The sequence below is a fragment of the Duganella guangzhouensis genome (assembly GCF_009674535.1).
Taxonomy (GTDB): Bacteria; Pseudomonadota; Gammaproteobacteria; order Burkholderiales; family Burkholderiaceae_D; genus Rugamonas; species Rugamonas guangzhouensis.
In genome coordinates this window covers 130983-144821 of the sequence record NZ_WKJK01000019.1, presented here as the reverse complement: position 1 = coordinate 144821, position 13839 = coordinate 130983, and the positions used below count along the sequence as shown (strand labels likewise).

The following is a 13839-nucleotide window of genomic DNA, read 5'->3' as shown; positions in this document are numbered from 1 at the left end:
CGCGGCACGCGGGGAGCCGACTGCGAGCGGAGCGGCGCGAAGCCGGGCGAATGCCGGCGGTGCGGGCGGCGCGGCGGCGGAGGCGATGGCCGATGTGCCGCTGGTGAGCGACATCGAAATCACACGCTACGTCTCCCCCGCCCTGTCGCTGGACAAGGCACGCCTGCAGACCAGCGGCTCGCGCTCGGCCCACATCATCCAGCTCAGCGCCAGCAATCCCGACTTCGACGCCGCGCTGCGCGTCAAGGGAAGCTGGGCCGACGACACCTGGACCGGCACCATCGACACCCTGCAAAACAAAGGCCGCTTCGCCCTCACGCTGGCCGCCGCCGCGCCGCTGAAACTCACCGCCGCCGCAGACACCGGCGTCGCCGGCCTGCTCAAGCCCGAACAGATCACGCTAGGCGCCACCACCATCAACCTCCCCGCCGGCAGCATCCGCCTCGACTACCTCGAAAAAACCGGCCACACCTGGCGCAGCAAGGGCCGCGCCGCCGGCATCCCGGTCAACTACCTCGCCCAGCTGTCCGACGCCTGGCGCGACAACGTCCGCAGCAACATGACCATCGGCGCCGACTGGGGTCTCGACCTGCAAGCCCAAACCCGCGCGCTGGACGGCAGCGTCCACGTCTTCCGCGAACAGGGCGACCTCACCATCATCGGCACCGACCTGCCGCAAGCCCTCGGCCTGCGCGCGCTCGACGCCCGCGCCGACGTCAACGGCAACACCCTGCGCGTCCAGCTCAACGTCGACGGCAGCCGCGCCGGACAAGCAAAACTGGACGCCAGCGCCCAACTGCAAAACGGCCGCCTGGCCGACGACAGCAGCTTCACCCTCAACGGCAGCGCCAACATGGGCTCCCTGGCCTGGCTGGCGCCACTGGCCGGCCAACCCGGCCTGGAAATCGACGGCACGCTGAAAGCCACCATCAGCGGCAACGGCACCATCGCCGCGCCGCAGCTGGCCGGCGACATCAACGGCGACAAACTCACCGTCAACTGGCTGGACCAAGGCATCAAACTGCGCAACGGCCTGCTGCAAGCCCATTTGACCGGCGACCAGCTGCAACTGCAAAAACTCAGCTTCGACGGCACCCAGGGCCGCGCCGAAGCCGATGGCTGGATACGCTACGCCGCCAACGAAGCCACCATGCAGCTCAAGCTCAGCGCCGACAAACTGGAAGTGCTGTCGCGCCCCGACCGCACGCTGACCGTCAGCGGCAGCAGCACGCTGGTGCGCGACGCCAAGCGCTTCCAGTTGGACGGCAAATTCCGCGCCGACCGCGCCAACATCGAACTGGCCGGCGCCGACACGCCCACGCTAAGCGACGACGTGGTCATCGTCGGCAAAAGCGCGCCAGGCGCCAAGGCCGCACAGGGCATGCCACTGAATATCGACGTCGAGGCGGACCTCGGCAACGACTTCACGCTCAAAGGCAAGGGGCTGGACGCGCAGCTGGCCGGTTCGGTGCGCATCCGCATCGCCGACCGCCGGCCGCCGCGCGTCAACGGCAGCATCCGCGTGGTCAGCGGCACCTATGCTGCGTATGGCCAGAAGCTGGCGATCGACCGTGGCGTCATCAATTTCACCGGCGCTTACGACAACCCCGGCCTCAACATCCTGGCCGTGCGTCGCCGCCCCGAAGGCGAAGCGCTGAGCGAGACCAACGTCGAAGCCGGCGTGGAAGTAAAAGGCACGGCGCTGGCGCCACAGGCCAAGCTGGTGTCGACGCCGACCGTGTCCGACAGCGACAAGCTATCCTGGCTGGTGCTGGGCCACAGCATCGACAACACACAGGGCAATGACATGGCGCTGCTCAGCACCGCCGCCGGCGCGCTGTTCGGCGGTGGCGGCGGCCAGGGCAAACTGGCCAACGCGCTGGGCGTGGATGAATTTGGCGTCGGACAGTCGAGCAACAGCAATTCCAGCAGCAGCTCCAGCACCGCCAGCGGCTCGGCCACGGCGCTGCAAAACACCGTGGTCACGGTCGGCAAGCGCATCTCGTCGCGCGCTTACCTGAGCTTTGAACAGGGTGCGAGCACCGCGACCAGCCTGGTCAAGCTCAAATACAAACTCAACCCGCGCATCACGCTGCAGTTCCAGACCGGCACCAACAACGCGCTGGACGTGCTCTACACCTGGGCCTTCGATTAAGAAGGGTTGTGGTCGGGGACCGGATCATCCTGCGGCACAGGATGGGGCACGTGCGGCGGCACGGGATCGTCCGCCGGTACAGGGTCTGGGGCGCGGTGGAATAATTTCATGGTCGTTACTCCTGAAGTTCGCCCCATTTTACGCCGTTGCGTGACGCACGTATTTCTCCAGCCAGGCATTGGTTTCGTACAGCATGTGCATGATCGACTCACGCGCGCGGTAGGCATGCGACTCGTTCGGCAGCATCACCAGCCGCGCCGTGCCGCCCAGCCCTTTGATGGCCTGGAACATGCGCTCACTCTGCAGCGGGAAAGTGCCGGAATTGCTGTCGTCCGCACCATGGATCAGCAGCAGCGCATCCTTGATCTTGTCGGCGTTATTAAACGGCGACATCGCCTGATACACCTGCGGCGCCTGCCAGTACGGCCGTTCCTCGGCCTGGAAGCCGAACGGCGTCAGCGTGCGGTTATAGGCACCGCTGCGCGCGATCCCGGCGCGGAACAAGCGCGTATGGGCCAGCAGATTCCCGGTCATGAACGCGCCATACGAATGGCCGCCGATGGCGATGCGGTGACGATCCGCCACGCCGCGCCGCACCACCTCATCCACCGCCGCCTCGGCCGACGCCACCAGCTGCGGCAGATACGTATCGTTGGGTTCCTCGTCGCCGCTGCCGACTATCGGGAATGACGGATTGTCCAGCACCGCATACCCCATCGCCAGAAACGCCGCCGGTCCCCAGTAGCTGACCGCGTTGAAGCGGTAGGGCGAACCGGTGGTCTGGCTGGCCGCGCCGGCCGATTTGAACTCCTGCGGATAAGCCCACATCAGCAGCGGCAGCGGACCATCGCGCGCGGCGTCGTAACCGGGTGGCAGCATCAGCGTCGCGGTCAGCTCCACGCCATCGTTGCGCGGATAGCGGATCTGCTCCTTGAACACATCCTTCAGCTGTGGCGTCGGATGCGGATAATTGGTCAGCGCCGTCAACTGCTCGCCTTCCGGCTTGTTCAGATCGCGCAGATAATAATTCGGCCGCTCGGTCGGCGATTCGCGCGTGGTCAGCAACAACGTGCCATCGTCGTTCAACACCGCCGCCACGTTTTCGAAATACGGCGCGGCGCTCTGGAACAAGCGCTCCTTGTGCTTGGTGGTCAGCGACAGCCGGTCGATGAACGGCCGGTCGCCATCCGGCGTGGCGCCGGCGCCGTCCAGCAGCACCGTGGTGCCGGGACCGATCAGCAAACGCGGGAAACCATTGACGTCGGCCCGCATCACCGGCGAGCCGGGACTGCTGTAGCGGTCCTCGTAGGAACCGGTGTGGATCAACTCCGGTGGCGTCGACAGATGGCCGGGCGCGATCATCCACTGCTTGTAATCGCGCGTCTTGTGCCAACGCTCGTTGATCAGCGCCACATCGTCGCGGCCCCAGGCGATGCCGGCGTAGCGCATGGTCAGGCGCGCCAGCACTCGCGGCGGTTCACGGAACGGCGCCGCATGCAGCAGCACCAGATCGCGAATACCATCGATGACATCGCGCACCGGATCGCCGCCATCCTGCGCCTCGGCCCACATCAAGCTGGCCGGCGCATCGGCGCGCCACGACACATGGCGCGGCCCTTCCGACACCGCGTCATTTCCCGGTGGCAGACCTTCCTCCAGCGGCAGATCGGTCACCGTGTGCACCACATCGCCGTGCATGTCGCGCACTTCCAGCTTTTCGCCAAAGCTGGACACCGGCACGATGTACGAATACGGCCGCGTGATGCTCTGGGTCAGAATGTACTGCCCACCCGGCGCGATCGAGGTGCGCGAGAACTGGGCCGGCTGGCCCACCAGCCGCGTCTTGCCATTCAAGTCGACGATCGCCATCTGCACCGTGATGTAGTACTCGAACAGGCGCGCGTCATCCTCGTTCTTCAGCAAATCCTGATAGGTGCGCAGCTGGCGCACATGACCATCCGAGGTGCTGTCCTGTTCTATCGGGCCGGAGGGAATGCCGCTCGCCGCAGGCGGCTTGCTCAAACCGGCCGGACGCCAATGTACCAGCAGGCCGCTGCTGTCCGGCAGCCAGTTGAAGCCGCGCGTCAGCACCGCCGACAAAGGCTGCGGCGACAGCTTGCGCGCCTTGCGCTCGGCCAGATCGATCACCCATAACTCCACCGCGCCACGCTCGCCGTTCAAGGCCACGTGCGAGAAAGCCAGATAGCGCTGATCCGGTGACCAGCTCAGGTCCGACACCCGCAGCTCGCGCGGCAGGCCGCGAATGCGGCTCTCCTTGCGCGTGGCCACCTCCAGCAGCGACATGTCGGTGCCGAACGAAAAACGCGATGAGGAACAGGTGCGCGGATTGATGCGCAGGCCGGCCAGCTTCAGCTCCGGCTGCGCCACTTCAGCGATGCCGGGCAGCGGCGGGGTCTGGATCACGGCGACGATATTGCGTTGTGGGCTCAGGCTCAAGGCCGGTGCGCGCGGCGCGTCGACAATGGCTTGCAGCGCGGCGGGCGGCAGCCGATAGCCGCTCTCCTGGGCGCCGGCTTGCGGCGAGGGGGCCATCAGACCCAGATTCAAAGGCAGCACAGATAAAGGTTGGTTCATGGATGTCCTTTCGGTCCACTAGCGGGGCTGCTGTGGTCCAGTTTGCTCATGCTAACGGCGATTGTCAATTCGTGCCGTACAATCTGGGTTTTCAGCTTTCGCATTTGGACAGATTATGGAAATGACCACACTCGTACTGCTGCTGCTGGTTCCACTGGCGGTCTGGCGTATTTACTCGCGCCTGAAGATCGTCATGGGCCGCACCAAATCCGAACTGTGGCGCCATTACGCCACACTGGCGGTGATGGTGGTGGTGCTGCTGGCGGTGGCGTTCCAGACCATCGGCCACTGGACCGCGCTGGTGGCGCTGCTGGCCGGCGCCGTGGTCGGCGGCCTGCTCGGCCAGCGCAACATGAAACTGACGCGCCTGGAGAATCGTCCGGACGGTTTCTACTACACGCAGAATCGCACGCTCGGCCTGATCGTCGCGCTGCTGTTCATCAGCCGCCTGATTTACCGCCTGCTCGAAGCCTATCTGCATATGCACAACGGCATGCCGCTGGACCCGGACTTCTTCGCCAATCCGATTTCGTCGTGGGTGTTCGGCCTGCTGGGCAGCTATTACGCCGTGTATGCGTGGCTGCTGATCCAGTGGCGCAAAGCGCAAAAGCCGGTACCGCGCGCGGTGGATATATTCGATATCAAATAGCGCGACACTGCTATCGCAGTTGGTGTATGCTGATATATCCATACGGCAACACTTTGTACTGTGATGAATACCTCCATCTACGATAAGACGGACAAGGGCAGAGAGGAGATCGCGACGCGCAAATACCAGTTGGCGTCGCGCTTGCGCACTTTGCTGGTGTTGGTGGATGGCCACAGGCCGGAAGATGAACTGCTGCGCAATGTGGCGGGACTCGGCCTGGATGCGGCGGCGCTGCGGGAGTTGCTGGCGCAGGACTACATCGTGGTGGCAGCCAGCTATGCCTCGCTGCCCGAACCGGCGCTGATCCCGGCCCCGCCGCCTGCTGTGGAGCCTACCGACGCCGTGCAGCAATTCCAGTCGATCTACAACTTCTACAACAAGACCATCAAGAGCACCATGGGATTGCGCGGTTTCCCGCTGCAGCTCAAGGTGGAAAAAGCCGCGTCGGTCGACGAGCTGCGCCAGCTGCGCGACTCCTACCTTGAAGGCGTCACCAAAGCAAAGGGCCGCGATACCGCGGCCCTGCTGGCACAACAACTGGATCAGCTGCTGGCTGATTAAGCGGCCTTCTGTTCCTTCTGCTGTTGACGGCGCTGCAGCACGAAGATCGGCTGCGCCCATTCCGTATCCTTCTTCTTTTTGCTCGTGATGAGCGTCAGTTCCGAAGGATCATAGACGTCGGTATTGTGCGTCAGCGGCGTCGTCATCAGATACTGGGCGTCGGTGTTCTTCAGGAACTCGCCCACCAGCTGAATGTTACGAATGTCCAGGTGAGCAAACGGTTCGTCGATGAACACGAAGCCGCCGGAACCCTCTTCCGACTTCAGCAAACCAATCAGCAGCACCAGCGATTTCATCACCTGTTGGCCGCCCGACGCTTCACCGTCGTTCATGCCGATCACACCCTTGCCGTCGAACTTGAAGCGCACGTGCAGGCCGGCCTGCGCCAGCTGCACATCGTCGTTCTCCAGCCGCACCGGATCGGCATGCACCTCGATGCCGGCCAGCTGACCCAGCTCCTTGATGTTGGCCGCATAGGTCTTGATGGTGTAACGCAGACGCTCGATGTAGGCGCCACGCGCGTTGCCGGTGGCCTCGATCGCGCGGTTGTTCTGATAGCGGCGCTCCTCGGTTTCCGACTGGCGCGCATGCAGCTGGTCGTTCAAACGCTGATACTGATCGATCACGGTGGCGTCCAGTTCCCAGTCGTTGCGCGCCAGGCTGGCTTCCAGCGAATGGATACGCAGATTGACCTGGTGCGCGTTCTGGTGTTCCTTCACCAGCGCGGTACGCCGCGCCGGACGACGCCAGCCTTGCGGCAGATGGCGCCAGCTCTTGCGCAGTGCCAGCAGCGCCCGCGCGTGATCGGCACGCTGCTCCAGTGCGCGCTTGTGATTCAGACGCATGCCGGCTTCCGCTTCCGACAACGCAAAGCGCGCGTTCTGCCAGGTGGTGTCGGCGCGGGTGCGCGTGACCACCGCGTTCTTGATCAGGTTTTGCAGCTCGCCCAGACGCGCACCAACTTCACCGCGCTCGGCGCGCAGCGGCACCGCGTTGCGCGCCGCTTCCTCGAATTCCTCGGCGCGCGCGCCCAGTTCCTTGGCGGCGTCGACGCCGGCCAGGCGGGTTTTCAGCGAACTGATTTCGGTCGCCAATTTGGACACTTGCAGCGTCAACTGATCTTCCTGCGCCTCCAGCGCTGGCAGCGAACGCTGGATCGCTTCCATCCGCTGCGTGCGGCCAGCGGAACCGAAGCGGTAACGCGAGACTTCGACGAACAACGAGCGGCCACCGCGACGTTCGCGGTGATAGGCTTCCGGCGTGATCCACTCTTCATGGTTACCCAGCTTGGCGCCCTGGTCGACCCCATCGACGCGGGTGATGCGCGACAGCTGTTCCACCAGCCACGCCGGCACCTTGGCCGAGAAGTTCACCACCGACATCAGGGAATTGTCCTTGATGGTCGGGGCGTGCACCAGATCCGGCACGATGAAGTGACGATAGCGTTCCTTCTCCGCCAGGCGGTACGCGGCGGCGGCGTCGGACGATTTATCCAGCAGCACCACCGACGCATAACCGGACAGCACGCCCTCAATCGCGCCCTGCCATTTCGGATCGGTGACTTCGACGATATCCGACAGCATGGCGTGGCCGATGCCGGCGTCGTTCAGCACCTTGCGCATGGAGCGCTGGGCTTCCGGCTCCGGCATCGCGGTCTTGCCCTGCAACGCCGAGATGGTCGACAGCTCGCCGGCGATCTTGGCCGAAATGGCGTCGCGCGCGGTGCGCTGGCGCGCCAGTTCGATTTCCTTTTCCTGCAGCGTCTTCGCCACTTCGGCCAGATCGGCGCCGGCGTCTTCCGCCAGCTTCTCCAGACGCAGCTTCTGCTCCAGCAGACTTTCCAGCGGTTTCAGCTTGCCGTTAATCTGCGTCAGACGCGATTGCAGCGCGGTCGATTCCTGCTCCAGCACCGTCTCGTGACTTTGCGCGTCCGACAGCGCCTTGGCCTGCGCCGACAGCATGGCGCGCTTGTCGGCCAGTTGCGCGTCCGCCTGCAGCAGCGGCTTGCGCGCCTCGCGCAGCGTGCGGCTGACATTGGCGTTCTTCTCGCGCACCTCGTGGTACTCCAGCGACGGCAGCACTTCTTCCTGCAGGTTGCGGCGTTCCTTGTTCAGGTCTTCCCACTGGTGATAGTTGGCGACGCGCAGGCGCAAGCCTTCCAGATTGGTCCTGGAAGCTTCCAGCTCCGCCTCAAAGCGTTTCAGTTCAGTCTCGGTGTCGCGCTGATGGCGCTTGGCTTCGTCGTACGCGTCCAGCACTTCCTTGTCGCCGAACACCTGGAACACCAGATCCAGCAACTGACGCGGCGCGTACTCGCACAGCTTGTCTGTTTCGCCCTGCTCCAGCGCCAGCACTTTCGCCATCGCCGGCGACAGGCCGGCCATCGCCAAACGCTTGCGGTAGTTTTCCACGCCCAGCCAATCATTGCCGGCGTCACCGATGTCCTCGATCTGCACATTCCCCGGCCGCATCAGGTACTGACGCTTCCAGTCGCCACCGTTCTTCTGGATCTGGCAGAACAGCGTCACATCATCTTCGGCAAAGAAGCCGGAGCCGCGGAACGGACGATTCGACAGCTGACGGCCCATCGGCTTGTTGTCGACCACCGCGCGCAGCCAGGCGGTCTGCTGGCCGCTGTGACGCGCGTAGTGCTTGTAGGTGCGGCCCATCGAGCAATCGAGCCCGAACAGCGTGCGCAGCGCATCCAGCAAGGTGGTCTTGCCGGAGCCGTTCTGGCCCGCGATGGTGATGATCTTGGCGTCCAGCGGGATGTTCTTGATGCGTTGCCAGTAATCCCAGTGGACCAGTTCTAGCGATTTAATATGAAACATGGCTTAGTCCTTGGCTGGAGTGTCGTCGGAAACGGCGACGATGGGCGCCGGGGGCGGTGCATCGAAGGCGGGCAGGATGTCTTCTTCATCGTTGGCCGCTTCGGGCACATCGACCACAATCGGCGGCTCGCTGCGCGGCACCGCGACGATGGTCGGCGGCGAGCGTTTGAACACGTCGGCCAGCGCGCCATTGACGATGCGCTCTTTCAGTAAATCGGTATCCATCAACAGATCCAGCAGCGGACCTTCGACGATAACGTCGCCACGGCGCTCGATGAAGCCCAGCTTCGACAAAATACCGAGGTTCATGTCGAGACGCGTTTTCTTGCCCAGCTTATCGCCGAAGTCGGCCAACAGTGCCTTGTAGGCGATGCCGATCGAGGTGTCTTCCGCGCGCGGCAGCGGCTTGTCGGTGCCGAACATATCGTTCTGATTGTCCTCCGCGTGCTGGTGGGTCTCCTGGCGTTCGCGCTTGGGCAGAATGATCTGCGCCCACAGCACCACCAGCAGCGCCACGCCATCGCGCGACAAGCCGAAGTTATTGTTTTGCCAGACGTCCTTGGCGCCGAAAATCTTCGGCTCGATGGCGCGGTGCAGCGCCACCGTCACGTGGTCGGCGTAGACGTTATCCAGCAGTTTCAGGCCGACCGCCAGCAGGCGGCCGTCGACTTCGGTGCGGAACTGCTCGTCCGACAGCACGCGTTTGACCAGTTTGTCGTCGCGGCGCAGGGTCTGGTGCGCGAGCAGGCGCGAGATCAGGATTTGTGCGTCATCATTCATCGGACTTGTCGCCTTCCGGATTCAAAGACAGTGAGAGGGAGGCAAGGGATATCGCCGCGACTTCGAGGTCGGGCAGTTGTACCATTTCATCTTGCGGTGAAAACTTCACCGGCAACCGCGCCAATTTCGCGGTGGCGCCTTGCAGGCGCGCCTCGTCGGCATCGCCCAGCAGCGGCAGCAGCGAAGCGCGGTACGAGGCCACGGCAAAGGAAGCCGGCAGCAACGACTCGTGCGCCTGGATGGCTGGCGGCGTGCCGTCGGCGGCGACGGGAAGCTTTCCCAGCGCGGCAAAGTCGGACAGGCGCGCCAGCCAATCGTCCAGCTCCTGTTGCATCGCGGGGCCTTCGCTGACGGTGGTGGGAGCATCCTGCCCGGTCGGCAGGCCGTTGGATACTGTGGTGTTTACGCGGTCAGCCATTAATTCCGTTTCTGCTACGTCTATCATTTCAGCGGGCGTCATGAACAGCGGTACCACCGGCTGATCGATGGCGCCCGTGGCCAGCGAGGCCAGGTCTTCGTGTTCCAGCAACCAGCGCTTGATGTCGGTGGTGGACAGGCCGGACTGGCCCAGGTGCACCCGCTGACGTTCAATCTGATTCAGCGCGCGCGAGAACATGCCCTGCATGTTCAACAGCGCCGATTGCGCGCGGCCGATCGCCTGCGCCGCCTTGTGGGTGGCGCTGTCGGCGTTTTCGTCGGTGGTGATGGCGCGCAGGATTTCCGAACCCTTCTCCACCCAGTCGCACGCCATATGCCACTTGGCCTGCGAGGCGCGCAGGCGGAATTCCGAACCGGATGCAATCGCATCGGAGAATTCTTCGGTCAGCTCCACCAGACGGCCCAGCAAGTGATGCAGCTGGTCGACCGTGACCCCGCCCATCACCTGGGCGCCGGCCACCTGCGACAGCAGGAAGCCCATTTCAGCGTTATCGTCTTCCTCGCGGCCGAGCGCCAGCAGCGCGTCAATCGCTGACAGCACATTGCGCGCCATCGGCGTCACACGGTACACCGCCTGCTGCGCATCCCAGGCCAGCAGCTGGTTGGTGCGCAGGCGCATCAGCACCGTCTCCAGCGATTCCGGCAGCAGATAAGCCAGGCGCGTATTGATGTCGGAGCGCGTGAAGCTGGTCGACGCGGTATCGGACGCCAGCTCGCGCAGCACCAGCAGGCGCACCAGCACGCCGTCAAAACCGCCGTGGAACAAAGCGGTAAACACCTGCAGCAGCGGTTGGGCGCGCTTCAGGTGGTAGACCTGCTCGATCTCGTCAGCGGAAATGTTCGGCTTGAAGTGGGCTTGCAGGCTATCGGGCCCCTGCGCGTCCTGGGCGGCGTCACTCGTTATAGGTTCAATCATTCTTTGCCATTCTGTGGTCCCCGCTATTGCATTTTTTACAAACAATTCTGATTATCGCGGGGGCGTCAGTATAGCAGGAGCCTATTTCTTCACGACCTTTTCCAGTGTCTGGTCGACGAAGTCGCCATCGGTGTCGTTAAAGCGCACCCGTACCGGGTACCAGTCCATCGACGGCGCCAGCCACAGGTCGACCTGCTGGCCCTGGGCGTCCGGCGGCGGTGCCTTCACCAGGTGGACCGCGCTGACGTCGCCGCTGGCGAGCTGCACGTTTTCGACTTTGACCACTTTGAAGCTCCACTGCTCGGCGTCGCGGCGGCCGGCCACGAACAGGTGGAACTCGGCGCCCGGCTTGAATTTGTCCGGCGTGGCGCGCGCCATCGCGGCCAGCTGCCACTGCGCGCTGCTGCGATCCTGCTCGCCTCCCAATATCGGGTAGGTGGCGTCGCTTTCAGTAAACGCAATGGTCTTGTCGGCGCGCTTGAAGCTGGTGGTGTACGGATCTTTGCGGAAGCGCTTTTCGTAGAAGGTGTCCGGCGCCAGGCCGTAGTCGTCAAGCGCGCCTTCGCTGCTGTTGTCCAGCACCTTGCCAAACAGGCTGGCGCGGCTTTCGGTGTGCAACGAGTATTTGCCGTCACCGGCGCGCCATTGCACGGTGGCGCTGCCGTTCACCGACAGGCCGCTTTGCTTGATTTTCAGGCTGTAGCTCAGGTCCGCCGATGGCGGCGGGTTGATGGCGCGCTTGACGCTTGGATGTTCGCCATGGGCGGCGTCGGCCGCGTGGGCATGGTGCAGGCTGAGTGCCACCGTCAGGGCGGCGCAAAGGGTACGGATCTTGTTCATTTGTCAGTCATCTTAATATTGGCGACGGTCTGCGTGGTCAGCGCGCCGCTCGCTTCGGTGTTGCGGATCTGGATCGGGTACCAGTTCAGGCCCGGCGCCAGCCAGATGTCCAGCCGCGACGAGTAGGTGCCCGGCTTGGGCGGACGGCTCAGATGCCAGGTCACGACCTTGCCCAGTTTCGTGTCGATTTCCTCTTCTCCCACCAGCTGGAAGCGGAAGATGGTGGCCTCCTTGTCCTCGCCGACCTGGATGTCGATGTCGCCGCCGAACTGATTCAGATCGGCGCGGCCGATGCCGCCCAGTTGGAACGGCACGGTGGCTTTGTCCTGCGCGCCCACCAGCAGCGGGTAGCTGCGTTCGGACGCTGAAAAACTGATGCTGCCGGTGTCGCGGTTGAAGTGGGTCGCGGTTTCGGCGCGGCGCGCGCGCTTTTCAGTATAGGTGGCGGGCGCGATGCCGTAATCGTCGATCTCTCCTTCGCTGCGCAGCACCAGCAGATTAAGCCGGGTCACCAGCATGCTGATGCCCGCCTCCACCGAGGCCCGGTAATGGCTGCCGTCAGTATGCCACGTCATGGTCGCACCGCCCGTCCATTTGGTGCCGTCGGCGTCGACCCGGTCCAGTGTCATCTCGAAAGTGGCCGATGGCGGCAGGTTGACCTTGTAGCGCCGGCCGCCCTGCGCTGGCGCCGATTCCGGCATGGCGGTGGCCAATTGCTCGCCCTGAGCCTGGGCCGGCGGCGGCGTGCCGGTCTGCGCCTGCGCCGCGCCGGCCTGCTCCGGGCCATGCGCGATCGGGTCGGCGCCAGCCAGCGCGGCGGCGATGTCGGCCACCGGCATCGCCGGGGCGCTATCGGCGCTGTTCGCACCTGTGGCGCCGGTGGCGCTGATCGGCGCGATCGATGACTCGGCGGTGTCCACCGGGCGCGGCGCCGGCGGACGAGGCTTGGGCTGGGCCGCCGGCTTGGCTGCCCCGGCCAGCGGCTGCACCTCCGCCAGCGGCGTGCTCTCGACCCGCTTCGGCAGCGCCAGGCGCAGCTGCGCCGTCATCAGCGAAGCCGGCACCTCCGAGCGCCGGTGCGACTGCGCGCTCAGACGCCCGCCCACCCAGTCGATGGCGGCGTAGTGCAACACCAGCGTGGCGGCACATAAAACCAGCACGCGCCGGTGTCGGACCAGGAAGGAAGCAATCGTCATGGGCGCTAGTTTAAACGGGATCGGCCAGGTCGGTAGGACACGCGCAGAAATGTTGTCAAAACCTTTTGAATGCCAAGGCGTTATCTGCTACTCTGACCGCTAATTCCACAGGAGACTTGTCATGCCTAATACGCAAATGCCGAACATCCCCGGAGCAGGTGTCATGAACGATACCCTGGACTTCGTCAAAAGCCTGTGGGGCAGCATGAGCGTGCCGGGTCTGACCACGCCCACGCTGTCGGTCGAGGAACTGGACAAGAAGATCAACGACCTGAAGGCGGTCGAAAGCTGGCTCAATCTGAATATGAGCATGCTGCGCGGGAGCATACAGGCGCTGGAAGTCCAGCGCGGCACCATCGCCACGCTGAAATCGGTCGGCGCCAGCCTGGCCTCGGCGGTCAACACCGGCGTCAGCGACAAGTCGATCTTCGACGCCAATCCCTACGCCTCCGCCTTCTTCCACCACGCGCGCGAAGCCGACAAGGCCCAGGGCAGCACGCCGACCCCGAGCGCGCCACCTGCGCCGGCAGCCGCCGCGCCCACGCCCGCGCCTGAGGCCAAAGCGGAAGCCGCCAAACCCGGCATCGGCATCGGTGGTGGCCAACCCAACGCCTGGTGGAACCTGCTGCAGGATCAATTCAAGCAAGCCGTGTCCACCGCCATGGCGTCCGAGTCGATGATGACCGATGCCGCCGTCAAGTTTGCCGCCGCCGCAACCGGCGCCAAGCCGGCCGAGAGCAAGCCCGCCGCCAGCGCCAGCGCCGCCGCCGACAAACCAGCCGCCGTGAAGAAGCCAGCCGCCAAAAAACCAGCGGCGAAAAAGCCTGCGGCCAAACCGGCAGCCAAGCCGGCCGCCGACAAAGACAAGCCGTAAGCGG

10 protein-coding genes are annotated in these 13839 nt (G+C 64.4%); 4 read left to right on the top strand and 6 right to left on the bottom strand.

All coding sequences use genetic code 11. The annotated features are described in order from the left end of the window. Nucleotides 1–2155 (top strand): translocation/assembly module TamB domain-containing protein (locus GJ699_RS27920; protein WP_195763667.1); only part of this gene is annotated, 2155 nt, incomplete at its 5' end. Between the two features lie 138 nt (nucleotides 2156–2293). On the opposite strand, the gene GJ699_RS27915 is transcribed toward GJ699_RS27920, so the two are convergent. Beyond that, nucleotides 2294–4750: an alpha/beta hydrolase family protein gene (locus GJ699_RS27915; RefSeq protein WP_154382616.1), complete on the bottom strand. Its 2457-nt coding sequence runs from the start codon at nucleotides 4748–4750 to the stop codon at nucleotides 2294–2296. A 121-nt stretch (nucleotides 4751–4871) separates the two neighbouring features. On the opposite strand from GJ699_RS27915, the gene GJ699_RS27910 reads away from it, so the two are divergent. Next, nucleotides 4872–5399 carry a CcdC protein domain-containing protein gene (locus tag GJ699_RS27910; protein WP_229262329.1) on the top strand — a complete coding sequence of 176 codons (528 nt, stop codon included), beginning with the start codon at nucleotides 4872–4874 and terminating at the stop codon, nucleotides 5397–5399. Between the two features lie 63 nt (nucleotides 5400–5462). Beyond that, nucleotides 5463–5960, top strand: a complete 498-nt coding sequence (locus GJ699_RS27905) for a hypothetical protein (protein WP_154382612.1) — start codon at nucleotides 5463–5465, stop codon at nucleotides 5958–5960. On the opposite strand, the gene GJ699_RS27900 is transcribed toward GJ699_RS27905, so the two are convergent. The 5 genes from GJ699_RS27900 to GJ699_RS27880 form a co-directional block, all read right to left on the bottom strand. Then, nucleotides 5957–8791 (bottom strand): ATP-binding protein, encoded by a 2835-nt coding sequence (locus tag GJ699_RS27900; protein WP_154382609.1) that lies wholly within the window; start codon nucleotides 8789–8791, stop codon nucleotides 5957–5959. The two genes, GJ699_RS27905 and GJ699_RS27900, sit on opposite strands and share 4 nt — an antisense overlap. Nucleotides 8792–8794: 3 nt before the next feature. After that, nucleotides 8795–9571 (bottom strand): hypothetical protein, encoded by a 777-nt coding sequence (locus tag GJ699_RS27895; RefSeq protein WP_229262328.1) that lies wholly within the window; start codon nucleotides 9569–9571, stop codon nucleotides 8795–8797. Next, nucleotides 9564–10925 (bottom strand): hypothetical protein, encoded by a 1362-nt coding sequence (locus GJ699_RS27890; RefSeq protein ID WP_154382607.1) that lies wholly within the window; start codon nucleotides 10923–10925, stop codon nucleotides 9564–9566. The genes GJ699_RS27895 and GJ699_RS27890 overlap by 8 nt, the downstream gene beginning before the upstream one ends. A gap of 81 nt (nucleotides 10926–11006) precedes the next feature. After that, a complete protein-coding gene (locus tag GJ699_RS27885; protein WP_154382605.1) occupies nucleotides 11007–11765 on the bottom strand; it encodes a DUF3108 domain-containing protein in 759 nt (252 codons plus the stop codon). Then, a complete protein-coding gene (locus GJ699_RS27880; RefSeq protein WP_154382603.1) occupies nucleotides 11762–12961 on the bottom strand; it encodes a DUF3108 domain-containing protein in 1200 nt (399 codons plus the stop codon). The genes GJ699_RS27885 and GJ699_RS27880 overlap by 4 nt, the downstream gene beginning before the upstream one ends. Before the next feature lie 163 nt (nucleotides 12962–13124). Here GJ699_RS27880 and GJ699_RS27875 point away from each other — a divergent pair, with 163 nt between their 5' ends. Then, nucleotides 13125–13835 (top strand): PhaM family polyhydroxyalkanoate granule multifunctional regulatory protein, encoded by a 711-nt coding sequence (locus tag GJ699_RS27875; RefSeq protein ID WP_229262327.1) that lies wholly within the window; start codon nucleotides 13125–13127, stop codon nucleotides 13833–13835. Nucleotides 13836–13839 lie beyond the last annotated feature (4 nt).

Coding starts and splice junctions, on each gene's coding strand:
- GJ699_RS27915 (WP_154382616.1), bottom strand. CDS start 4,750: ATGAACCAACCTTTATCTGTGCTGCCTTTGAATCTGGGTCTGATGGCC.
- GJ699_RS27895 (WP_229262328.1), bottom strand. CDS start 9,571: ATGAATGATGACGCACAAATCCTGATCTCGCGCCTGCTCGCGCACCAG.
- GJ699_RS27905 (WP_154382612.1), top strand. CDS start 5,463: ATGAATACCTCCATCTACGATAAGACGGACAAGGGCAGAGAGGAGATC.
- GJ699_RS27885 (WP_154382605.1), bottom strand. CDS start 11,765: ATGAACAAGATCCGTACCCTTTGCGCCGCCCTGACGGTGGCACTCAGC.
- GJ699_RS27900 (WP_154382609.1), bottom strand. CDS start 8,791: ATGTTTCATATTAAATCGCTAGAACTGGTCCACTGGGATTACTGGCAA.
- GJ699_RS27875 (WP_229262327.1), top strand. CDS start 13,125: ATGAACGATACCCTGGACTTCGTCAAAAGCCTGTGGGGCAGCATGAGC.
- GJ699_RS27880 (WP_154382603.1), bottom strand. CDS start 12,961: ATGACGATTGCTTCCTTCCTGGTCCGACACCGGCGCGTGCTGGTTTTA.
- GJ699_RS27910 (WP_229262329.1), top strand. CDS start 4,872: ATGACCACACTCGTACTGCTGCTGCTGGTTCCACTGGCGGTCTGGCGT.
- GJ699_RS27890 (WP_154382607.1), bottom strand. CDS start 10,925: ATGATTGAACCTATAACGAGTGACGCCGCCCAGGACGCGCAGGGGCCC.